We start from the raw sequence: 20,017 nt of genomic DNA, 5'->3' as shown, positions 1-20,017 counted from the left end.
GGTGTCGTGTCGAGGCCCCGGCCCGGCGCACGCACCCGGTTACTTGTACATGGCCTTGACCCCGGCGATGTCGCCGGCGGACAGCTCGGTGGCCTCGCCCAGGACGACCCCGGCGGGCAGCGGCTTCTTCGGGGTCATGGTGTCCTTGCCGTTCTTGGAGTAGGACTTCGTCCCGTAGTGCATGATCGACGCGTAGTCGTAGGCCGTACCGAAGGTGCTCTCGTTCTTCTGCATCTGGAAGTTGTGCTTGTCCTTCGGCTCGATGTTGTCGAAGGAGACCTTGATGTAGGTGTCCCGGTCGGGACGTGCCTGCTCGTGGAAGAGGCCGACGGTGTGCCCGATCTCGTGGACCAGTTCGACCGCGTCGCAGGAGGCGTCGTCGACGATGTCGATGGTCTGCCGTCCGCCGACGCGGCCGACCTCGGAGCTGCAGGTGCCGTCCGGGCTGGGCTGGAACTCCACGTAGTCCGGGTAGGACTTGGCGTTCTTGGCGGTGCGGGCGACGAACCTGATCGGGGTCTTCTGCTGCCAGTGGTCGATCGCGGCCTTGACGTCGGCCTGCTGGTCCTTGCTGAGCTTGGAGTTGACCACGTAGGGGATGGTCGCCTTCTTCCAGCGGTACTTCTTGTCCGCCCGGCCCAGAGCCCGGCCCTGCGCACGGGGGCGGCCGGACGCGTCGACGGCGAACGCGTCCTCGACGACCGGCTCGTCGTCCCCGGTCAGGGTGATGACGACCTGGCCGGTGAGGGGCTCCTCGAAGTCCGGACCGCCGTCGCTGGTCGGGATGTCGACCTCCACGGTCTGGACGGTGTCGTCGCAGATGAGGTCCTGGACGGTGGCGCTGCCGGCGGCCTCGTCCCCGGTGTCCAAGTCCTCCTCGTAGCCGATGACCAGGGACGTGGCGGTGTCGGGCAGACAGCTGTAGGAGACGGCCGCCGTGACGGTGTCGGGCGCCTGGTAGGTCAGACTCTCCAGCGTGACGGTGCCCTCCGGTGCGTCCGGGTCGGAGTCGTCGGCGGCCGCCGTCGGACCGAGCGGTCCGGCGAGGGCGGCCAGCAGCAGGGCGGAGACGGCGGAGAGGGTGACGGATCGGCGGATGGCCATGGGCTGTTCGGTGTCCCTCGTTCTCGGGCGGCGGGTGCCGGTCCCGGTGAGTCCGACGTCCTCACCGGGACCGCGCACGCAATGGATCGCCTACATACTGGATGCGGCGAGGAACCGCGCCGTACCGCGACACGGGGCCGACCGGGTGCCGCCGAGATCGACCGGACCGGACCTAACGCGTCCGGAAGCGGCGGTGGAGGTTCCGGGCCACGTACACCCCCGGGCCGCCGAAGCCGACGAGGTCGACGCGCCCATCGCCGGTGATGTCGGCGACGAAGCGGGGGTGCCGATCGACCCGCCAGGCGCCCGAGTCGTCGCCGTACCCGAAGCCGCGGCAGACCAACTGGGCCTGCTCGAAGCGGCCTTCACCGAGGCCGTGCGACACCCAGACGCCCTCGTCGCCGAAGCCGACGATGTCCGGGACGCCGTTGCCGGTGACGTCGGCGAGGAAGCGGAGGTGCTTCCTGGGCGTCCAGCCCTGTGCCGTCCCGAAGTCGTTCAGGACGAGCTTCGCGGGCTCGAACGTGCCGTCGCCGCGCCCGCGGGCCACCGCGACGCCCTGCGGGCCGAAGCCGACGAGGTCCATCTGACCGCCGACGGTGGTCCTGACCAGGAACCGGGGGTGCTTGGCGACCGACTTCCAGCCCTGGGCGGTCCCGAAGTCGCCGAGGACGAGCTCCGGTTCACCGAACGAGCCGGGCGTGCCGGACGCGCCCTCCCCGTCCTGGCGGGAGACCCAGACGCCCTCGTCGTGGCAGCCGACGAGGTCGAGCCGGCCGTCACCGGTGGTGTCGACCAGGAAGCGGGGATGCTTGTCGAGGAGCCAGCCGCCGGCCTCCTCGCCGCGGCCGAAGGCCTTGAGCACCGGTGCGTCGGGGAGTTCGGCGAACTTCCCGTCCTCGTCCTGGCGGGAGACCCAGACCCCGCCGTCGTGGCAGCCGACCAGGTCGAGCCGGCCGTCACCGGTGGTGTCGACCAGGAAGCGGGGGTGCCGGTCGGCGAGCCAGCCGCCGGCCTTCGGGTCGCTCCCGAAGGCCTTGAGGACCAGCTTGCCGGCGGCCGGGGCGAATGTGCCGTCCTCGCCCCGGCGGGACACCCGGACGCCGTCGGCGGCCAGCACCACGATGTCGGGCTTGCCGCCGCCCGTGGTGTCCGCGAGGGTCCACAGGTCGGCGGGTGCCAGGGCGGCGGCGGTCTTGAGCAGGGGTTGCTCGGCGTCGAAGGTTCCGTCGCCCCGGCCGGGCGCGGTCACGGCTCCCTTGGCGGGCTTGAGCCCCACGATGTCGTGCCGCCCCGCCCCCGTGAGGTCGGCCAGGAACCGCGCCCCCGTCCCGGCCCACCAACCCGGCTGCCCGGGAACGCGGTTGGGCCCCTCGCCGGTCCACTCACCGGCGGCCTTGTCGCTGCCGAACTGCTCCAGGACCAGCAGCATGTCGCTGAAGGAGGGCGTCGCGCCGGGTGCCATCCGCAGTGCGGTGGAGCGGACCAGCGGCCAGGACCGGCGGCCGTTCCAGTGGTCCCGCTGCGCGAAGCGCAGCACGAGGTCGCTGGTGCGCTCGGGTTCGGCGGTGACGAACCGCCAGCGCTGGGTCTTCGAGGCGTCGTCGTACGCGCGCAGGACGACCCGGGTCTCGGCCGGCGGCTCGTCGTCCTCGTCGCGGTCGGGCAGGTCGAGGACGACGCCGTCGCTCGCGCTCTCGATGAAGTAGAGACCCGCCTCGCCCTCGACGGGGACGACGTGCCACTGCTGGTTCTTCTTGCCCGCGGCGGCGGCCGCCTGGCGCAGGCCACGGTCCTTGCCGCCGGGGTCGTCGAGCACCTTTCCCCCGGCCGCGTTGCGGATCACATAGCCCTGGTCGTCCTGTTCGAACCCGCCCTGCGCGGTCTTCACAGGGGTGAGCTGCCACTGCTCCGGGCGCGGGCCGTCGGCGGCGGCGAAGTCGCGGACGACCAGCGCCCCGTCCGCGGTCGGGACCAGGGGGGCGCCGAGGGTCTTCCCCGTGGCGGCGTTGACGATCTCCAGTTTCAGTTCTTGCGTGGGCACGGGCATCGTGGTGCCTCTTCCAACTCTTCCGGACGGTGCGGGCGTTGGCCCGGGACGGGGGCTGCGCGGCGGTGGCCGCGGCTCACGTGAAGACGTGGTGGTAGGGCACGTTCCACTCGTTGGGCAGCCTCGGGTAGAAGGTGTTGATGATCGTCCCGGTGAAGTCCCCACCCCAGTTGTAGGTGAGGCGCGCCTCGTTCTCGGGCGTCACCGCGTAGTCCTTGAAGCCGAGGATGGCGTCGGGGTGGGTGATCGGTACGAAGGTGATCCCGCCCCACGGCGTCACCGTGACGACCCAGAGCTGGGTGTCCTCGGGCGCGCCGTTGCGGCCGCGCCACTTCTCGCCGACCTTGTCGGGCAGGCCCACCTGCACGGTGTCGGCGGTCGCGGCCTTCGGGGCGTCCTGGTGGACGCTGATGCGCCGGCGCTGGGGCTTCGGAGTGCCGTCGTCGCCGCGCCCGGCGGCGGTACCGGCCGGGTCCACGGGCTTGGGGACCACCTGGCCCGCGGCGCTCTCCAGGAAGTAGAGCGGCCGCTGCCCGAAGAAGCCGCCGGGGGTGATGTACCAGAGGTGGCCCTTGGCCTCCTTGGTGTCGGGGTCGAGCGTGGTCGCCAGCTTGACCCCCTTGTCGTGGACCGAGTCCTTGAGGTCGACGGGCCGCAGGTAGCCGCCGTTGAAGGCGTGCACCAGCATGACCGGCCGGTTCTCGACCAGCGCCGCCACGATCGCGTTGTCGTAGCTGTTCACCGCCACCGGGCCGCCGACCACCAAATTCGCCATAGCGGTGCGTTCTTGGGTGTACATAGCGGAAACCTCACCTGTTCTCAGGACGGGAGTGTTCTGTGCTGCGGGAGAGCAATGCGTCGGGTGCCAAGTTCGTGGACGTGTCCCGGAATTGCCGAGTTGCCAGGGTTCCACACTCCCGAATTCACCGACAGGGCCCGGTCCTTGGTTCACCCGATCGAGTGTCATGCCCGCAACGGCCACGCCGCGGCATAGGGGCCGTGATAGCTTCCATCGCCGGAACGTGCACAGAATTCCGTTCCCGACCCACTCCCAACCCACCGAATTCACCGAATTCATCCGCGCGCGGTTCGGCCGGATCGATTCGAGGACATCATTCGAGGACACCATCCGAGGACGGGGAATGCCTTCCAACGCGTACAACCTGGATCGGGCCAAGCGCCGGCCACTGACCAAGAAGAACCTGCGGGAACTGGGCATCGAGCAGACCTGGCAGGCCATCCTGGACCACCCCAGCCTGGTCTACGTCGACGACTACGGTGTGCAGCACAAGCCGGTCGGCTTCTCCATGAACAAGTCCAGCTTCGGCGCCTTCCCCGGCACAGCGCACCAACTCGGCTGGCTCGCCTACCTCAACCTCGGCGAGCCGCTGGTCGAGGAACGGCGCAACATCCACCAGCCGCCGCCCGATATGTTCTCCTCGCGCAGTTATGTCAACCGCAGCCGGACGGCCGATATGGACTTCACCGACACCGTCGAGTTCACCGTCTCCAACGCGATCACCTGGACCCTCCAGGGGGAATCCCAGCTCACCTTCGGCGGCAGCGTCAGCGCCGAACTCCAGCTGCAGTTGCAGAACCAGCTCCAGATCGAACTCCAGGGCCAGCTCCAGGGGCAACTCCAGGGGCAGCTCGGAACACAGCTGCAGAACGCCATGGACAACAAGTGCACCAACACGGTGACCAATGAGAACAGCAAGGACGACATCGGGGTGGACGTCGCGAACGCCACCGAGAACGGCGTGAACAACTCGGTGGCGAATTCGGCGTCGGCCTCCGCCACGGCCACCGCGACGAGCACGGTGACGGACTCGGTGGCGTTCACGACCACCGGCACCGCCACCGGCAACGCGCAGCTCAACGCCAGTCTGATGGCAGGCATCACGGGCTCCGTCAGCGGCACCCTGACCACCAGTTGGATGTCCAACTCGCAGATCTCCGGCAAGGTCCCGGCGGGCTCCCGGGTGGAGACCCTGGTCAGCCAGCGGCGCACCCGCAAGCAGTACTCCTACGAGATCCCGGTGACCTTCTCCGGGCTGCTGGCGGTGCGGTACGACGTGCCGGTGGCGGTGCTGTCGCCGCCGCAGCCCGGGGACTACCCCGGCCTCGACCGACTGGTGGCCCGCGACATCGCCGACCTCGACCTGGCGGGCGGCGGCTTCCGGATGAAGGGGCTGGCCGAGGTGGTCTCCGCCCTGGAGGTCCAGCACACGATGTTCGACGGCGAGAGCCTGACCGACAGCGAACGAGAGCTGTTCAAGCAGCCCTGACCGGGCGGGCGGTGACCACCACGACGACCAGAGACGACCAGAGGTGACAACCATGGTGTTCGGCAACATCTTCGACTCCGCGGGCAAGGGCGCGGGGCTGTTCTCGGTGATCACCGGCGACGGAAAGCCGGAGCCGGGGGCGGACGTCGACTTCGAGGACTCCGACGACGCCACGTACGACGACACGACCACGAGCCTGTTCACCAGCGGGATCCACGGGGCCAACAACCGCGCGAAGATCGTGCAGGAGCAGTCGCCCGAGGCACGGGCGGTCCTCGGTTTCCTCGGCTCCTTCGTACGGACCACCCAGGCGTCGGCCGGGGTGCAGGCGCAGTACAACCAGGACCCCGGCTCGGTGTCCACGGCGGCGGCCGGCGGCATGCGGGCCTCCAGCCCGACGGTGGCGGACCACGGCGGCCTCCAGAAGGACCCGGACCTGGAGAGCAGGCCGAGGAAGAGCGACTACACCAAGCCGCCCAAGCCGGCCAAGCCGACCGTCGAGGCCCCCGACGCCCCGGCGGCACCGGAGGCCGCCAAGCCGAGTGCCGACAAGCCGAGCGCCGACACGCCTCCGCGCGCCGACTCACCGCCGCGCTCGTAGCGGCGGACGCCCGATGAGGGGGGTCAGGGACGCTGCCGTCCCTGACCCCCTTTCGCGTGGGTCGGACCTGGTCAGACGGTGCCGGACGGTGTCACACGGGGAGCAGCTGCCACTGCCGGTTGCGCTGGTCGCCGTCCGACTCGTGCTGCTTCACCGCCGCGGGCGCGGTGGCGTCGACCCGCAGGAGCAGGCCGCTGCGCCGGTTGGCGATCTCGTACGTCCGCGGGCCGTCGGTCGCGGTGCCGACCGGGATCAGCCGCCACTGCTGGTGGTGCGCGTCGACGCCCTGGTAGGCGCGCTGCGCAGCCACCGCCCCGGCCGCCTCCTCCCCGTCGACGATCTCCAGGACCTTGCCGCTGCGCAGGTTCTCGAACGTGTAGAGCACCTCGCCTCCCCCGCTCCGGCCCGCCACGACCAGCCGCCACCGCTGGTGCTCCCGGGGGACGGCGAGGGACTGGTGGACCTCCGCCCCGTCCTTGGTGGACTCGCGGAGCACGCCCATCCGCAACCCGCTGCGGACGTTGGACCAGGAGACCACCGTGCCGGACTCCGGCAGGCCGGCCATCAGCGGTGAGGCGATCCTCCGGATCCGGTTGTTGACGTGGTCGGCGATGTAGAGGGTGTCCACACAGTCCACGGCGAGCGCGGCCGGGTTGTTCAACTGGGCCTTCACGGGCGGGCCGTTGTCGCCCCCGAAGCCCGCGGTGCCGGTACCGGCGACGGTGCTGATCCGCCCGTCCGGGCCGATCCTACGGACCCGGTGGTTGTTGTAGTCGGCGACGTAGACGGCCCCGGTGCTGTCCACCGCCATCCCCATGGGGAGGTTCAGTTGGGCCTTGTCCGCCGGCCCGCCGTCCCCGCTGAAGCCCGCGGTGCCGGTGCCGGCGACGGTGCTGATCCGGCCGTCCGCCGTGACCTTCCGGATCCGGTGGTTGCCGCCGTCGGCGAAGTAGAGGGTGCCCGCGGCGTCCACCGCGAGTCCGCGTGGGTAGTTCAGCTGGGCCTTGTCCGCCGGGCCGCCGTCACCCCCGGAGCCGACCGCACCGGTGCCTGCGACGGTGCTGATCCGGCCGTCCGCGGCGATCTTCCGGATCCGGTTGTTGTTGTAGTCGGAGACGTAGACCGCCCCGGTGCTGTCCACCGCCACCGCCAACGGGTAGTTCAGCTGTGCCGACGCCGCCGCGGCGCCGTTGCCGCTGAAACCCGCGGCGCCCGTGCCGGCGAAGGTGGTGATCCGGCCGTCCTTGGTGATCCTGCGGATCCGGTGGTTGGCGGCGTCGGCGATGTAGAGGGTGCCCGCGCTGTCCACCGCCAGCCCGCGCGCCTGGTTCACCTGGGCCGACGCGGCAGGGCCGTTGTCACCGCTGAATCCCGCGGTGGCGGTGCCGGCGAGGGTGCCGATCCGGCCGTCGGTGGTGATCCTCCGGATCCGCTGGTTGTTGTAGTCGGCGATGTGGAGCATCCCGGCGCTGTCCGCCGCCAGCCCGAGCGGGCGGTTGAGCTGTGCCGCGACGGCCGGTCCGTTGTCCCCGGCGAACGCCGCCGGCCCGGTCCCGGCGACCGTGGTGATCGGAGGGGCGGTCTGCTGGCCCGGAGTCGTCGCCTTGTCGGGAGTGGTCATCGTCGTTCCTTCACTCGTGGTGCCCGGATGTCGAGGGTGGGTGGCTGCTGCTCGTACGTCACACGGGGAGCAGCTGCCATTGCCGGTTGCGGTGGTCGCCGTCCGCCCCTTGCTGCGTGACGGCCACGGGCGTGGTCGCGTCGACGCGCAGGAGCAGGCCGCTGTGCCGGTTGGCGATCTCGTACGCCCGGGGGCTGTCGGTCGCCGGGCCCATGGGGATCAGCCGCCACTGCTGGTGGTGCGCGTCGGCACCCGCGTAGGCGCGCTGCGCGACCACCGTCCCGTGCACCTTGAGCGCTTCGGGGACTTCCAGCACCTTGCCGCTGCGCACGTTCTCGAACGTGTAGAGCACCTCGCCGCCGTCCTGGCCCGCCACCACCAGGCGCCAGCGCTGGTGCTCCCTGGGCGCGGCGAGGACCTGATGGATCTCGGCACCGTCCTTGGTGGACTCGCGCAGGGCCCCCATCCGCAGCCTGCTGCGGACGTTGACCCAGGAGACCACCGTGCCCGACTCGGGCAGCCCGGCCACGGCCGGCGCGGCGATCCTGCGGATCCGCTGTCCGCCGTACTCGCTGATGTGGAGGGTGTCGACGCAGTCCACGGCGAGCCCCAGGGGGTTGCTCAGTTGGGCCTCGGCGGCCGGGCCGCCGTCGCCGGTGGATCCCGCGGTGCCGGTACCGGCAATCGTGCCGATCGTCCCGTCCGCGGCGACCCTGCGGACCCGGTGGCTGCTGTACTCGGCGATGTGGAGGACGCCGGCGCCGTCCACCACGACCCCGGTCGGGACGTTCAGTTGGGCCTGGGCCGCCGGGCCGCCGTCACCGCTGAAGCCCGCGGTGCCGACCCCCGCGACGGTGCTGATCGTCCCGTCCACCGCGACCTTCCGGACCCGGTGGTTGAGGCTGTCGGCGATGTAGAGGGTGCCCGCGCCGTCCAGTGCCAGCCCGTGCGGGCGGTTCAGTCGGGCCTCGACCGCCGGGCCACCGTCACCTCCGAAGTCCGCGGTGCCGGTGCCGGCGGCCGTGCTGATCGTCCCGTCCGCCGCCACCCTGCGGACCCGGTGGTTGTTGTAGTCGGCGATGTGGAGGACGCCCGCGCCGTCCGCCACCACCCAGAACGGACCGTCCAGTTGGGCCTTCGCCGCCGGGCCGCCGTCACCGCTGAAGCCCGCGGTGCCGGTGCCGGCGACGGTGCTGATCGTCCCGTCCGCCGCGACCTTCCGGATCCGGTGGTTGTCGCCGTCGGCGATGTAGAGGGTGCCCGCGCCGTCCACGAACACCCCGCGCGGGTAGTTCAGTTGGGCCTTGACCGCCGGGCCGCCGTCACCGCCGAAGCCGCCCGTACCCGTGCCCGCGACCGTGCTGATCCTCCCGTCGGTCGTGACCTTCCGGACCCGGTGGTTGTCACGGTCGGCGAAGTAGAGGGTGCCGGTGCGGTCCACCGCGATCCCGAACGGACGGTTCAACTCGGCGGCGACGGCAGGGCCGTTGTCCCCCTTGGGGCCCGCGACCCCGGTCCCGGCGACCGTGCTGATCGGAGGGGCGGGGTTCTCGCTGCCTGTCGTTGCCTGCGGGGCGGTGCTCATCGTGATCCCTTCGCCGTTCACTGGCCGCCTGTTGCTCATTTCAGGTGACTGTCGGTTGATTCCAGCAACTCGGAAGGGCAGGAACACGGCAATTTCTCGAACGAGTGCATTCCGCTGCAACAGCTTGACGTGACGGGTCGTTGCCGCTCTGCGCACGTCACCGACCGGCCGACAAAACGCCCGGGCGGGGCCGCCGGCGATCCCGACGGCCCCGCCCGGGCACCCGACAGCGGGGACGAACAGGGCGACAGCGGGCGCTGTCGCCCGACCGTCACATGTTCCAGAGGGCGGCCGCCGGCCGGGGAACGGGCTGGAAGGCCGCGGGCGGGGCCCACTCACCGGTTTCGAAGAACGTCTCGATGGTGGGGACCCAGGGCTTGTAGTCGATCTTCTTCTCCTTGAGCCACGCGTCGTCGTAGTACTCGTTGGTGTAGCGGGAGGCCGGGTCGCACATCACGGTGGCCACACCGCCGCTCTCCCCGGCCTTGAGCATGCCGAGCAGCACCCGGATCGCACCGAACACCCCCGTCCCGGTGGAGGGTCCCGCCTGGATGTTCCAGTCCCCCTTCGCGAGGACGCGCATCGTCGCCACCGATGCCGCGTCATGGGCCCGGATCATCCGGTTGACCGTGGCCGGCACGAACGAGGCCTCGACCCGGGGGCGGCCGATGCCCTCGATGAGCGAGCCCTGGTCGGTCACCGTGGGGTCCCGCCAGTACCAGCCGTCGAAGAACGCCGAGTGGTCCGGGTCCGGCACGCACACCCTCAACCGACTGCCGCTGTAGCGGGCGTGGCGGGCGACCGAGGTGGCCGTGCCGCCCGTCCCCGCGCCCATCACGAACCACTTCAAGTCCTTGAGATCGTCCAGGAGTTCCTGGGCGAGACCCTCGGTGCCGCGCCAGTCGTAGGCGCGTTCGGCGTAGGTGAACTGGTCCATGAAGTGTCCGTCGTACCGGGCGGCCACCCGGCGCGCGTGCTGGACGATGTCCCCCGTCGTGGGGATCACGGCACCGTCGAGGTCCCTGATCGCCTGCAGCTTCTCCTTGGCCGTGCCGGCCGGCACCACCGCGTAGAAGGGGATCTTGAGCTTCTGGCAGTACCAGGCCTCGGAGATGGCCGTCGACCCGCTGGACGCCTCCACCACCGGCTGGTTCCGGCTCAGCCAGCCGCTGGAGACGGCGTGGGTGAGCAGTGCCGCGGCCAGGCGGTGCTTGTGACTGCCGGAGGGCTGCTCCGCCTCCCGTTTGACGTGCAGCGTCAGCCCGTTCTGCTCGAAGGCGTCCGGCAGCGGGATCCTGGTCAGCTTCGTCCGCTCGGGCCTCAGCTCGTCCCGGATGGCCGCGATGGTGTCGATCGCCCACGTCCGGTCGTCCCGGTAGACGTCCGACTCGTCCTCCGTCTCGGCCGGGGGTGGGTTTCCCGGGATGTCGTCCAGCGTGGTCATCAGCTCTCTCCGTCCTGCTCGATCGGGGTGCCGACGGCCTGCCGGCGCCCGTTCATGATGGACATCCGGGCATCCGCCGACCCGGTGGCCGACCGGTGCCCGGCCGTGTTCACCGGAGCAGCGCAATGGGAGTCGACCCATTGAGCCCGGCTCCGGTGTTCACGCGGGGAGATCCCGTACGCGGCCTTGAACGCGCGGCTGAACTCGGACGCCCGCGGTAGACCGCAGGCGGCGGCGACGAGGTGGATCGCGACCCCACGCAGCGCGGGGTCGGCGAGGTCCCGGTGGGCGCGTTGCAGGCGCTGCCGGCGGATCGAGGCGGCCAGGGTCTCACCACCGCTGTGCCGGGCGAACAGGTGGTGGAGATGGCTGAGGGAGAGGTGGTGCGCGGCGGCCACCGTGGCCGGGGTCAGGTCGGGGTCGTGGAGGTTGTGCCGGATGAACCCGCGGACGCTCTCCATCAGGGCCCGCCACTGGGTCTCCTGCGGCAGGGCGGGCACGGCGTCGAGTTCCCTGGCGATCCAGGCCGCCACCAGGTCGATCACGACCGTGCCGAGCCGGGCCGCCTCCGCCGGCCCCAGTGTGTGGGCCTGACGGTCCAGCCCGAGCAGGAACTCCGCGAGCAACGCACCTGAGCCCGCACTCGCGGGCAGCCTGCGGCCGAGCAGGTCACCCACCAGGCGGCCGGGCACCGGCAGCAGCGCCTGGGGAATGTCCACTGCCACCCCGGCGGCGCGGGCGTCCCCCGGGCCGGTGCCGAAGACCCGCACGTCGTACGGGGTCGTGTTGTCCATCAGCCACAGTTCCCCGGGCCCGGACTTGTCCCGCTGGTCCCTCCCTCGCGTCAGCGCCTGGCCACCGGAGGTCAGCAGGGTCAGGTGGTACAGCTCCTGACGGTCCGAGCGCCGCACCAGCCGCTCGTTCCGCACGAAGCGCGCCGACCGGAACGACGTCCAGAACATCGCCACCGGCCCCAGCTCCGAGTACCGCAGCTCCGCCTCGAAACTGTCCGCGTGAGCGCTGGTCGCCTCGCACTCCCGGGTCCTGCCCAGCGTGTCCCGCCAGACCTCGAAACGGTCCTTCGCCGACAAACCCTCGTCCCACCGGGCCCCCGGGACACCAGCCGCCATCTCCACCCCTCCGGACAGCACTCCCCCGCCGAGCCGGCAGGGCTCCCCCGCCGACATCATCGGCCACCCGCCATGCACCCGCCAAGTCCGCACCCGAAGGAACCCGCCCCCGCACCCCTCTCCGGCGCAACCCGACCGCGTCGCCGCACGACGGGCCGTCGGGTCGACTCGCACCGGCACCAGCCGGTCAGGCGTGCGGGCGGTGACCCCTGGGCGACCAGCCCGGCGCGTCGCGGTCGTCCAGTTGTTCGCGCAGTCCCGCCAGCACGGTGCTGAGCAGCCGGGAGACGTGCATCTGGGACACGCCGATCCGGGCGGCGATCTCGGACTGGGTCAGGCCGTCCCAGAAGCGCAGCTTGAGCACCGTCTGCTCCCGCTCCGGAAGGTGGGCCAGCAGCGGACGCACCGCGGTGCGGAAGTCGGCGAGTTCGATACCCGGGTCGCAGGAACCGAGGCGGTCCACCAGTGCACTGCCGGCCTCGTCGGAGTCCTGCTCGCGCAGCGCGTCCAGGGAGTTGGGGTGGTGGACCCGGCCCGCGACCAGGCCTTCGGTGGCCTCCTCCACGGTGAGGTCCAGGTCCTTCGCGATCTCCTCGGGGCTCGGGACGCGGCCGAGTTCCTGCTCCAGCCGGTCGGAACCGCGGGCAACCGTCAGGTACAGCTCCTGCATGCTGCGCGGCACCCGCACCGGCCAGGAGGTGTCACGGAAGAACCGCTTGATCTCGCCGGCGATGGTGGGGATGGCGTAGGTGACGAACTCGACGCCGCGGTGCGGGTCGTAGCCGTCGACGGCCTTGATCAGTCCGACCGTGCCGACCTGGAGGATGTCCTCCATGTCCTCCGAGCGGTGGCGGAAGCGCGCCGCGATGAAGCGCACCAGCGGCATGTTCAGCTCGATGACCGTGCCGCGGACGTAGCTGTACTCCCCACTCTCGCGGGCCAGTTCGGCCAGCCGCTCGAACAGCCCGTCGCTCAGCTCGCGCGCCTCGCACTTGCCCATGGCCCGCAGCTCGGCTTCGGTGAACCGGGGCGGACGGTCCGGTCGGGGCGGCACGGACGGGGGGCCGACGGCCTCGGGTCCGGCAGGGTGAAGGGTTTCCGTGAGGGTGGACACTTGCTTCTCCTGGGCATCGGGGTGAACGCCCTGCTCCGCGAGCGGAGTCCCGCTCGCGTGCGGTGGACTTCTTTCCCCCAGGACCTGTGCCCGGCTTCTTCAAGCGAAGGTCCCGGCGACACCCGACGGGTGTCGGCGCGGCCACCGGATCGGCTACGGCCGCTGCTACAGGTGTTCTACCCCGATACACGACACCGAATTCATGTTTCGGATGACTTATTACCGTTCGCGAGGAATGCGCGATGGTCCCGGTCACCCGAACGCCGGGCGCGAACGGTTCCTCCGCGCTTCCGACGCAACGTTCACCCCGGTGACCCACGGGTAGACAAGCGAGCACGAAGAGTTACCGCAGGGGGTGGTGCGAGGAGCGGCGATGCCGGAGCACGAGCAGCTCGGTGCGGGAGCCGAGCCAGACCGCGGGCCCGGCCCGCAGGTGCCGGCACAGGGCGGCCCTCCGGGGGACCGGGCGGCCGTCACCGCACCCGTCCACCCGGGTGTCGCACCGGCACCCGCCGTCGGCGACCCGGCCGACGCGCAGGACGGCGGCAGCGAGGTCGACGGCGCGGTGGCGTGGCCGGACCGGATACTGCCGCTGCTGCGCCTCCCGACCGCCGCCCGCCCGCTCGACGACGGCGTGCGCGAGAACCACCCGAAGCCCGAGGAGCTGGCCGCCGCCGTCAGCCTCGCCCTGCGGGTGGGAGAGCTGATGCTGGCCTGCGGCGAGAGTGCCGAGGACGTCGAGGCGGCCGTGTTCGCCGTCACCTCGACCTACCGTGCCCCGTTCTGCGACCCGCAGGTCACGTTCACGCGGGTCGCGATCTCCTACCAGCCGGGCCCCGGCGAGCCGCCGGTGACAGCCGAACGCTCGGTGCGCCGCCCCACCGGGGACTACGCACGGCTGGCGGCGCTCTTCCGACTGGTCACCGAGATCACCGCCGGCGGTCTGCCGGCGGAAGCCGCCCACCGCCGACTGACGGCCGTGCACCGGGAACACCACCGCTACCCCTGCTGGCTCACCGTTCCGTCCACCGGCCTGCTGGCAGGTTCTGCGACGCTGCTGGTCAGCGGGCGCGCCGACGCCCGCGCCTGGCTGGTGTTCGTGTGCGCCGTCGTGGCGGCCGTCGCGGGAGACCGGCTGTCGACCCTGGTCGCACGACGCGCCCTGCCGGAGTTCTACCGGATCTCCGCGGCCGCGGCACCGGCGGCGGCCGTCGGCATCCTGATGTCCTTCAACCAGCTGCACCTGCGCGGGTCCGTGGTGATCGCCGGAGGACTGTACGCGTTCATGCCGGGCTGGCCCATGGTCGCCGCCGTCCAGGACGGTCTCACGGGCTTCTACCTGACCGCCGCCGCCCGGCTGCTGGAAGCGCTGTACCTGATGGCCGGCGTCGTCGTCGGGGTGACCACCGTCCTCTACGTCGGCGTCAACAACGGCGCGGACCTGATGGCCCAGGGCGTGCCCGCCCCGTCGAACCCCGCGCTCCAACTGACAGCGGCGGTCCTGCTCACCCTGTTCTTCGCCGTTCTGCTCAACACCGAGCCCGCCGCGCTTCCGGCCGTCCTCGTCAACAGCGCGGCGGGCTGGTCGACGTACGGCGCACTGGTGCAGGCGGGCACCGAACCCATCATGGCCACCGGCTTCGCCGCCATGCTGGTCGGCCTGTCCGGACAGCTCACGGCCCGGTTCGGCGGCAGCCCCGCCCTGCCGTTCGTGACCGCGGCCCTCGGACCGCTGCTCCCCGGGTCGGAGCTCTACTTCGGACTGATCGCCTTCGTCCAGGGCGAACCCGAGGCCGGGCTCAGCGGCGTCGGGCGCGCGACGGCCACCGCGATGGCCCTCGCGATCGGCGTCAGCCTGGGCCACGAGGTGGCCCGCCTCTTCCTCCCCGCGCCCGGAGTGGTCCTCGCCGGCCGGCGACCCGGCGGACGCCACCGCCGTTGAGCGGCACGACCGACTGCGCGAACGCCTCGTGAAGGTTTACCGGACACGCAGTGCGGTAGGCGCGACCCATGGGCACGGCCGGAGGTGCGACGGCTCCGCTGCCCAGGGCCGTTCGGGCGCGACAGACGCAGAGCAGGCCTTCCGACAACCGTCCTGTCATCGACCAAGGAGGAACCATGATCGTCCTCGGCGTCATCCTGCTCATCGTCGGATTCGTGATCGGGTTTCCGATCCTGTGGACCATCGGCATGATCCTCGTCGTCATCGGGCTCGTGCTCTGGGTCGCCGGAGCCGTCGGGCACACCGTCGGCGGGCGTCGTCACTACTTCTGACCCGACTGCTACTTCTGACCCGACTGCTTCCGCCCCTGCCCGAGCCACCGCGTCGACCCCCACAGGCCGGCGCGGGCGGCCGACGGGCACGCCAGGCGTCAGCGGATGAGGGCTGCGAGGAGTTCGGCGACGGTGGGGCCGGCGTCCGCGGGGTGGCGCAGCTGTTTGGCGGCGATGACGCTGTAGTGGTTGGTGCGGCCGCGGCGTTCGTGGGTGAGGTATCCGGCCTGTTCGAGGTCGCTGATCATGCGCTGGACGGCGCGTTCGGTCAGCAGGCAGCGGGTGGCGATGTCGCGGACGCGAATACCGGGGTCGCGGGCGATCTGGACCAGGACGCGGGCGTGGTTGGTCAGGAACGTCCACTGCCGTTCGGTGGTCGTGTCGTCGTCCATGTCTCCACGATAGGACACCTGTTTCACGCCTGGCGAAACGCGATAGACGTTTCATGTATTGGTTGACAGGTCTCGGAGGAGGGCGAACAGTGGAAGTACCGCACATCGCGCCGCCGTCGCAGCGGGTCGGCGCCTCCTGTGAGTGCGGCAAGGACGCGGGGCGTGTGGAGCCCGCACCCCGGCTGTGAGGAGGCGGCTGTGCTGCCCGGCCTGAAGTCGGAGACCGTACGGGTCGGCCCGGCGCTGGTGTGCTCCTTCACCGGGGACCTGATCCTCGACAGCGAACCACAGGCCGAGCAGGCGCTGAACGCCGCCCTGGACCAGCACCCCGGCCTGCTCGTCGTCGACCTGGCCGGGGTGGAGCTGTTCACCTCCACCGGCCTCAACCTGCTCCTGACCACCCGACGGCGCGCCGCCGCCGAGGGTGTCCCGCTGGTGCTGCTCGCGCCCCCGCAGCAGACACTGCGGGTCCTGGAGATCACCGACACCGCCAGGCTGTTCACGCTGTACGCCGACGTCGGGGATGTGCTTCGGGACCACACGCCGACCACGCCGCGCGGCTGAGCCCATGACCTCGCCGGCGTCGGCACGCCGCACCGGCACCTGCCGACGCCGCGCACCGAGGCCGGACCGGTCCCAGACTCGGAGGAGGAGCCGACACGGCGAGAGGGGCCGGTGCGCGATGGAGGAGGAAACGGGGGCCGCGTTGGCCCTGTTCCTGGAGCGGTCCCACACCGTGGCCCCTCGACAGTTGCCGCAGCTGGTCGACGAGACGGCCCGCCGACTGGGAATGCTGTCGGCCACCGTCTACCTGGCGGACGTGCAGGAGGAGCAGTTGGTGCCCCTGTCCCGCCCCGGTGACGACGGTGAGGTGCGGGCACTGGCGATCGAGGGGACGGTGGCCGGGTGGGCGTACCGGACGATGTCGCTACGGCGGTCGCATCGCCGGCCGCCGACGGTGTGGCTACCCCTGGTCGACGGCATCGCGCGGATCGGCGTGCTGCAGGTCGTCGCCGACCGGGTCACGCCCGCGGTGCTGGACGGTGCCGTGCAGCTGGCCGCGGTGACCGCGCTGACCGTCGTGTCCAAGAGCGGGTTCAGCGACCTGTTCAGCCGCACGGCCCGTCAACGTCCGATGACCACGGCGGCGGAGATGGTGTGGGCGTTCCTGCCGCCGCGCACTCTCGGCACCGACCAGGTCACCTCCACGGCCGTGCTGGAGCCCGCCTACGAGGTGGGCGGCGACGCCTTCGACCACGGGCTCGACGACGGGCACCTGCACCTGACCGTGGTCGACGCCATGGGGCACGACCTTGCGGCGGGTCTGGCCTCCGCCGTCGCGCTGGCGGGCTTCCGGTCCGCCCGCCGCGCGGGCGGATCCCTCACCGACATCGCCGACCGGATCGACGAGGACCTGAACCGCTGGCAGCCCGGCGGCCTGCTCACCGGTGTCTTCGCGCACCTGGACCTGGCGACCGGGCAGCTGGCCTGGCTCAATGCGGGTCACCCGCCGCCGCTGCTCATCCGCGGCCACCGCGTCGTGCCGCGGGCCCTGGAATCCCCGGGTGAGCTGCCGCTCGGCCTCGGCCCGGGCTACGAGTACTCCCGCACGGTGCACGAGACCCAGCTCGAACCCGGCGACCGCGTCCTGATCCACACCGACGGCGTCACCGAAGCCCGCTCGGCCACCGGCCTGCAGTTCGGCGAAGAGCGGCTCGTCGACTTCGTCACCCGTGCCCTCGCCGCCGGTGAGCCCGCCCCCGAAGCCCTGCGCCGCCTGATCCACGACATCCTCGACCACCACCACGGCCGACTGCAGGACGACGCCACGATCGTGCTGGCCGAATGGCACCCCGAGGGCCTCAGCACGGCCACGGGCCGACCGGAAGGACGCCCGTCCACCGCGCCTTGACGATCACGTCAGTAGCGACCGGTCAACGGCGAGGGCACTTCCAGCCACACCTGTTTCCCACCGTCCTCGGGCGTGCTCCCCCACGCCCCGGCCAGCGTGTGCACCACCCGCAGGCCATGCCCGCCCGGCCGCCCCGACCCCGCCGGACGAAGGGTCGGCAGCTCGGGACTCCCGTCCGAGACCTCCACCCGCAATCGGAGCCCGTCCCAGCGCAACCGCAGCTCACGCGGACCTCCCGGAGCGTGCAGACAGGCATTGGTCACCAGCTCCGACACCATCAGCAGAACGTCCTCGGCGACCGCCCGCTCCTCGTCGCCGGCAGCGGGCAACCAGCCCCACGACCGCAACACGTCCTCGCTGAAGTCCCGGCCACGGCGCACCGCGCCACCGCACCCGACGAACAGCATCCGACGGACGCGCTCGCCGCCTGGCCAGGACTCCTGCCGGGAACGCCGTTCCACAGCTGCTCACCCCTGATCCGATCGAGGAGCCGCGCGGTGCTGCTCCGGGGGCCGCAACGCCTTCGACGCCGCTTCGCCGGCCTCCTCGGCTGGCCCTGTCATGGTGCGCTCCCTGGCCGATGGGACGGCGGTGTGCCTTTCCCGTCATCATGCCGCGCACGGTGGGCACCCGCGTGAACAGCGCGCTGGACGGTCCTGGTCCTGGGGGTGGCCGGGACCTGCTCCTGTTCCTTGCTCGGCTGTTCCTAACTCGGCGCCTGCCCAGGCTTCGTTCGGCTACACGGGGCGGCGGGTCGGGACATGGCGCCGGATCCCTGCACTCCCCACGCGCAGGCCGTCGACCAGCGGGATCGGTGATCCAGGCGGCGACGGCGTCGTACGCGCCGTGGCCGGTGTCGTCCACGCTCGCGGCGCGGACGCTGCGCGTACAGGTGCCGCTCGGCCGCCCGTAGGTGTGCCCCCACCGATGCCGTTGCCGATGCTGCCACCGCCGATGGGCGGGCCGGTGCCCGGGAGCACGGTCCCGGTCCGGGGTGGGTGCGGGAGTGCGGTCCCCGTTCCGATGGGTGACGCCTGGTGACGGTGCGCTCCGTAGTGTCGTGGGTGTGACCTGGTGGTTCGTCCGCCGTCACCTTCGACGCCCGTTTCCCGTGCCGCCCCCGGTGGCGCCGCTGTCCAAGGAGCCTGCCCATGGCCGATCGTCATTTCCGCCACCGCCTCGATCTCTCCGCTTCCACCGGCGACGCCGGGCCGGGGTTCGGGCCCGCCCGGTGGAGCGGGCCGGAGGCCGCGCTGGCGGACCTCGCACCCGCGGGCCTGTCCCGGCGGCGGTTGCTGACGGCGGGCGCGATGGCCGGGGCGACGCTGCTGGGCACCGGCCTGATGGGGGGCAAGGCCTCGGCCGCCTCCAAGCCGGCGATCTTCTACTCGCCGCACCAGGACGACGAGGCGCTGGGCCTGGCCGGGTCGATCCTGGAGCACAAGGCGGCCGGACGGCCCGTGTATCTGGTGCTGGTGACTCGGGGTGAGAACACCCAGCTGGCGGAGATCATGAACGAGTGGAAGTGGAAGGACGATACCAAGACGACCAAGATGGACTGGTCGTGCAGGCTGCGCCCCTCGGGCCGGTGCGCGGCGCACGGACGCCACGGGGTGGACTGGCCGACCGACGGTGACGCCATGGTCGTGCCCGGCCGGACCACCGAGTTCATGGCCTCGGCGAAGGCCCTCGGCGTCGACAAGGTGATCAACTGGAAGATCTCCGACACCGTGTACAACCCCGGCAACGCCTACGACAAGTTCACCAAGACGGTCAAGTCGAAGATCGCGTCCCTCGCGGACCAGTACCCGGGAGCCTCACACAAGTTCACCGCGGGCTGGCTGGAGGTCACCCGGACCCACAAGGCGATCACCGACGCGGCCGTGGAGCTGGCGTGGGACGGCGTGCTCACCGACGTGCGCTTCAACTTCGTCTACGCCTACGACTTCGCGGAGAGCGACCGCCGCAGGGGCGCCGCCTACGTGCTGGACATCCCCGACGAGCACCTGCAGAAGAAGCAGAACGCCATCCACTGCTACAACAAGTGGAGCCCGTCCGAGAACTTCTACGCGCTCGGCTACCACAGCGTCCCGGAGAAGATGGAGGCGGCTGCGGCCGACCGGCACGAGTACGTCTTCGCCCTCCCCAAGAAGGGCAAGTACCAGACCGGCAACATCGACGCGGACAGCGAGGACTACGACGGCAAGCCGCAGTGGGGCTGGTCCTGACGGACCGCCGGCGGGTCATTGAACGCTGCACCATGTTCTCGACGCAAAGCCCCCGGCGCCTGTTCGCCCCCGGTACGCCGCCACCACCAGCGTGGCGCCGGCCGGGGGCACTCGGACCAACGCGGCATGGGGTGTTCGCATTCCTTGCAGAACGTCCCCCATGCCGCGGCTGAAGTTGACGGTGGTTCCGCAGGTCAGACCCCGTCTACGGGACCACGTCGATGAAGCCCATCATGCCGTGGTCCTCATGGGCGGCGATGTGGCAGTGGAACTT

17 protein-coding genes are annotated in these 20,017 nt (G+C 71.3%); 7 read left to right on the top strand and 10 right to left on the bottom strand.

Annotation, left to right across the window (positions count from 1 at the left end; genetic code table 11):
* Window positions 1–39 precede the first annotated feature (39 nt).
* From ACIP4P_RS03265 to ACIP4P_RS03255, 3 genes are all read right to left on the bottom strand, one after another.
* A complete protein-coding gene (locus ACIP4P_RS03265) occupies window positions 40–1,104 on the bottom strand; it encodes a M12 family metallopeptidase (RefSeq protein WP_400914185.1) in 1,065 nt (354 codons plus the stop codon).
* Between the two features lie 172 nt (window positions 1,105–1,276).
* Window positions 1,277–3,154: an FG-GAP-like repeat-containing protein gene (locus ACIP4P_RS03260; RefSeq protein ID WP_400914183.1), complete on the bottom strand. Its 1,878-nt coding sequence runs from the start codon at window positions 3,152–3,154 to the stop codon at window positions 1,277–1,279.
* Between the two features lie 76 nt (window positions 3,155–3,230).
* Window positions 3,231–3,953 (bottom strand): hypothetical protein, encoded by a 723-nt coding sequence (locus ACIP4P_RS03255; protein ID WP_400914182.1) that lies wholly within the window; start codon window positions 3,951–3,953, stop codon window positions 3,231–3,233.
* 343 nt (window positions 3,954–4,296) lie between these two features.
* Here ACIP4P_RS03255 and ACIP4P_RS03250 point away from each other — a divergent pair, with 343 nt between their 5' ends.
* Window positions 4,297–5,442 carry a hypothetical protein gene (locus ACIP4P_RS03250; protein ID WP_400914180.1) on the top strand — a complete coding sequence of 382 codons (1,146 nt, stop codon included), beginning with the start codon at window positions 4,297–4,299 and terminating at the stop codon, window positions 5,440–5,442.
* 52 nt (window positions 5,443–5,494) lie between these two features.
* Complete coding sequence (locus tag ACIP4P_RS03245) at window positions 5,495–6,043, top strand: hypothetical protein (RefSeq protein WP_400914177.1); 549 nt, start codon at window positions 5,495–5,497, stop codon at window positions 6,041–6,043.
* 91 nt (window positions 6,044–6,134) lie between these two features.
* Here the strand turns inward: ACIP4P_RS03245 and ACIP4P_RS03240 are convergent, their stop codons facing one another.
* The 5 genes from ACIP4P_RS03240 to ACIP4P_RS03220 form a co-directional block, all read right to left on the bottom strand.
* On the bottom strand, window positions 6,135–7,664 hold the full coding sequence (locus ACIP4P_RS03240; protein ID WP_400914174.1) for an RICIN domain-containing protein: 1,530 nt from the start codon (window positions 7,662–7,664) through the stop codon (window positions 6,135–6,137).
* 58 nt (window positions 7,665–7,722) lie between these two features.
* A complete protein-coding gene (locus ACIP4P_RS03235; RefSeq protein WP_400914172.1) occupies window positions 7,723–9,249 on the bottom strand; it encodes an RICIN domain-containing protein in 1,527 nt (508 codons plus the stop codon).
* A gap of 271 nt (window positions 9,250–9,520) precedes the next feature.
* Window positions 9,521–10,693 carry a PLP-dependent cysteine synthase family protein gene (locus ACIP4P_RS03230; protein WP_400914170.1) on the bottom strand — a complete coding sequence of 391 codons (1,173 nt, stop codon included), beginning with the start codon at window positions 10,691–10,693 and terminating at the stop codon, window positions 9,521–9,523.
* Window positions 10,693–11,823, bottom strand: a complete 1,131-nt coding sequence (locus ACIP4P_RS03225; protein ID WP_400914167.1) for a helix-turn-helix domain-containing protein — start codon at window positions 11,821–11,823, stop codon at window positions 10,693–10,695. The genes ACIP4P_RS03230 and ACIP4P_RS03225 overlap by 1 nt, the downstream gene beginning before the upstream one ends.
* 187 nt (window positions 11,824–12,010) lie before the next feature.
* Entirely contained in the window at window positions 12,011–12,937 is a 927-nt protein-coding gene (locus tag ACIP4P_RS03220; RefSeq protein ID WP_400914165.1) for a SigB/SigF/SigG family RNA polymerase sigma factor, read from the bottom strand.
* Between the two features lie 373 nt (window positions 12,938–13,310).
* Between ACIP4P_RS03220 and ACIP4P_RS03215 the strand changes: the two genes are divergently transcribed.
* Together ACIP4P_RS03215 and ACIP4P_RS03210 are read left to right on the top strand one after the other, a co-directional pair.
* Window positions 13,311–14,879: a threonine/serine exporter ThrE family protein gene (locus ACIP4P_RS03215; RefSeq protein WP_400914162.1), complete on the top strand. Its 1,569-nt coding sequence runs from the start codon at window positions 13,311–13,313 to the stop codon at window positions 14,877–14,879.
* Window positions 14,880–15,055: 176 nt separating this feature from the next.
* Entirely contained in the window at window positions 15,056–15,211 is a 156-nt protein-coding gene (locus ACIP4P_RS03210) for a DUF6131 family protein (protein ID WP_400914159.1), read from the top strand.
* A gap of 98 nt (window positions 15,212–15,309) precedes the next feature.
* Here the strand turns inward: ACIP4P_RS03210 and ACIP4P_RS03205 are convergent, their stop codons facing one another.
* Window positions 15,310–15,603 carry a helix-turn-helix transcriptional regulator gene (locus ACIP4P_RS03205; protein ID WP_400914157.1) on the bottom strand — a complete coding sequence of 98 codons (294 nt, stop codon included), beginning with the start codon at window positions 15,601–15,603 and terminating at the stop codon, window positions 15,310–15,312.
* 198 nt (window positions 15,604–15,801) lie between these two features.
* Between ACIP4P_RS03205 and ACIP4P_RS03200 the strand changes: the two genes are divergently transcribed.
* Both ACIP4P_RS03200 and ACIP4P_RS03195 read left to right on the top strand, forming a co-directional pair.
* Window positions 15,802–16,167 carry an STAS domain-containing protein gene (locus ACIP4P_RS03200; protein WP_400914155.1) on the top strand — a complete coding sequence of 122 codons (366 nt, stop codon included), beginning with the start codon at window positions 15,802–15,804 and terminating at the stop codon, window positions 16,165–16,167.
* 118 nt (window positions 16,168–16,285) lie between these two features.
* The gene (locus ACIP4P_RS03195) at window positions 16,286–17,515 is read left to right on the top strand and encodes a PP2C family protein-serine/threonine phosphatase (protein WP_400914152.1); all 1,230 of its coding nucleotides are present in this window, start codon (window positions 16,286–16,288) and stop codon (window positions 17,513–17,515) included.
* A gap of 8 nt (window positions 17,516–17,523) precedes the next feature.
* Here the strand turns inward: ACIP4P_RS03195 and ACIP4P_RS03190 are convergent, their stop codons facing one another.
* Window positions 17,524–17,922: an ATP-binding protein gene (locus ACIP4P_RS03190; RefSeq protein WP_400914150.1), complete on the bottom strand. Its 399-nt coding sequence runs from the start codon at window positions 17,920–17,922 to the stop codon at window positions 17,524–17,526.
* Window positions 17,923–18,666: 744 nt separating this feature from the next.
* Here ACIP4P_RS03190 and ACIP4P_RS03185 point away from each other — a divergent pair.
* Complete coding sequence (locus ACIP4P_RS03185; RefSeq protein WP_400914148.1) at window positions 18,667–19,743, top strand: PIG-L deacetylase family protein; 1,077 nt, start codon at window positions 18,667–18,669, stop codon at window positions 19,741–19,743.
* The last annotated feature ends 274 nt before the right edge of the window (window positions 19,744–20,017 follow it).

Origin of the sequence: Kitasatospora sp. NPDC089509, from assembly GCF_044749365.1 — a bacterium.
Lineage (GTDB): Bacteria > Actinomycetota > Actinomycetes > Streptomycetales > Streptomycetaceae > Kitasatospora.
The sequence above is the reverse complement of the archived record's forward strand: the minus strand, read 5'-3'. Positions and strand labels throughout refer to the sequence as shown.

Bases quoted from the DNA above. Each gene is read 5' to 3' on its own strand.
- ACIP4P_RS03265 (WP_400914185.1), bottom strand. From the start codon at position 1,104: ATGGCCATCCGCCGATCCGTCACCCTCTCCGCCGTCTCCGCCCTGCTG.
- ACIP4P_RS03260 (WP_400914183.1), bottom strand. From the start codon at position 3,154: ATGCCCGTGCCCACGCAAGAACTGAAACTGGAGATCGTCAACGCCGCC.
- ACIP4P_RS03255 (WP_400914182.1), bottom strand. From the start codon at position 3,953: ATGTACACCCAAGAACGCACCGCTATGGCGAATTTGGTGGTCGGCGGC.
- ACIP4P_RS03250 (WP_400914180.1), top strand. From the start codon at position 4,297: ATGCCTTCCAACGCGTACAACCTGGATCGGGCCAAGCGCCGGCCACTG.
- ACIP4P_RS03245 (WP_400914177.1), top strand. From the start codon at position 5,495: ATGGTGTTCGGCAACATCTTCGACTCCGCGGGCAAGGGCGCGGGGCTG.
- ACIP4P_RS03240 (WP_400914174.1), bottom strand. From the start codon at position 7,664: ATGACCACTCCCGACAAGGCGACGACTCCGGGCCAGCAGACCGCCCCT.
- ACIP4P_RS03235 (WP_400914172.1), bottom strand. From the start codon at position 9,249: ATGAGCACCGCCCCGCAGGCAACGACAGGCAGCGAGAACCCCGCCCCT.
- ACIP4P_RS03230 (WP_400914170.1), bottom strand. From the start codon at position 10,693: ATGACCACGCTGGACGACATCCCGGGAAACCCACCCCCGGCCGAGACG.
- ACIP4P_RS03225 (WP_400914167.1), bottom strand. From the start codon at position 11,823: ATGGCGGCTGGTGTCCCGGGGGCCCGGTGGGACGAGGGTTTGTCGGCG.
- ACIP4P_RS03215 (WP_400914162.1), top strand. From the start codon at position 13,311: ATGCCGGAGCACGAGCAGCTCGGTGCGGGAGCCGAGCCAGACCGCGGG.
- ACIP4P_RS03210 (WP_400914159.1), top strand. From the start codon at position 15,056: ATGATCGTCCTCGGCGTCATCCTGCTCATCGTCGGATTCGTGATCGGG.
- ACIP4P_RS03205 (WP_400914157.1), bottom strand. From the start codon at position 15,603: ATGGACGACGACACGACCACCGAACGGCAGTGGACGTTCCTGACCAAC.
- ACIP4P_RS03195 (WP_400914152.1), top strand. From the start codon at position 16,286: ATGGAGGAGGAAACGGGGGCCGCGTTGGCCCTGTTCCTGGAGCGGTCC.
- ACIP4P_RS03190 (WP_400914150.1), bottom strand. From the start codon at position 17,922: ATGCTGTTCGTCGGGTGCGGTGGCGCGGTGCGCCGTGGCCGGGACTTC.
- ACIP4P_RS03185 (WP_400914148.1), top strand. From the start codon at position 18,667: ATGGCCGATCGTCATTTCCGCCACCGCCTCGATCTCTCCGCTTCCACC.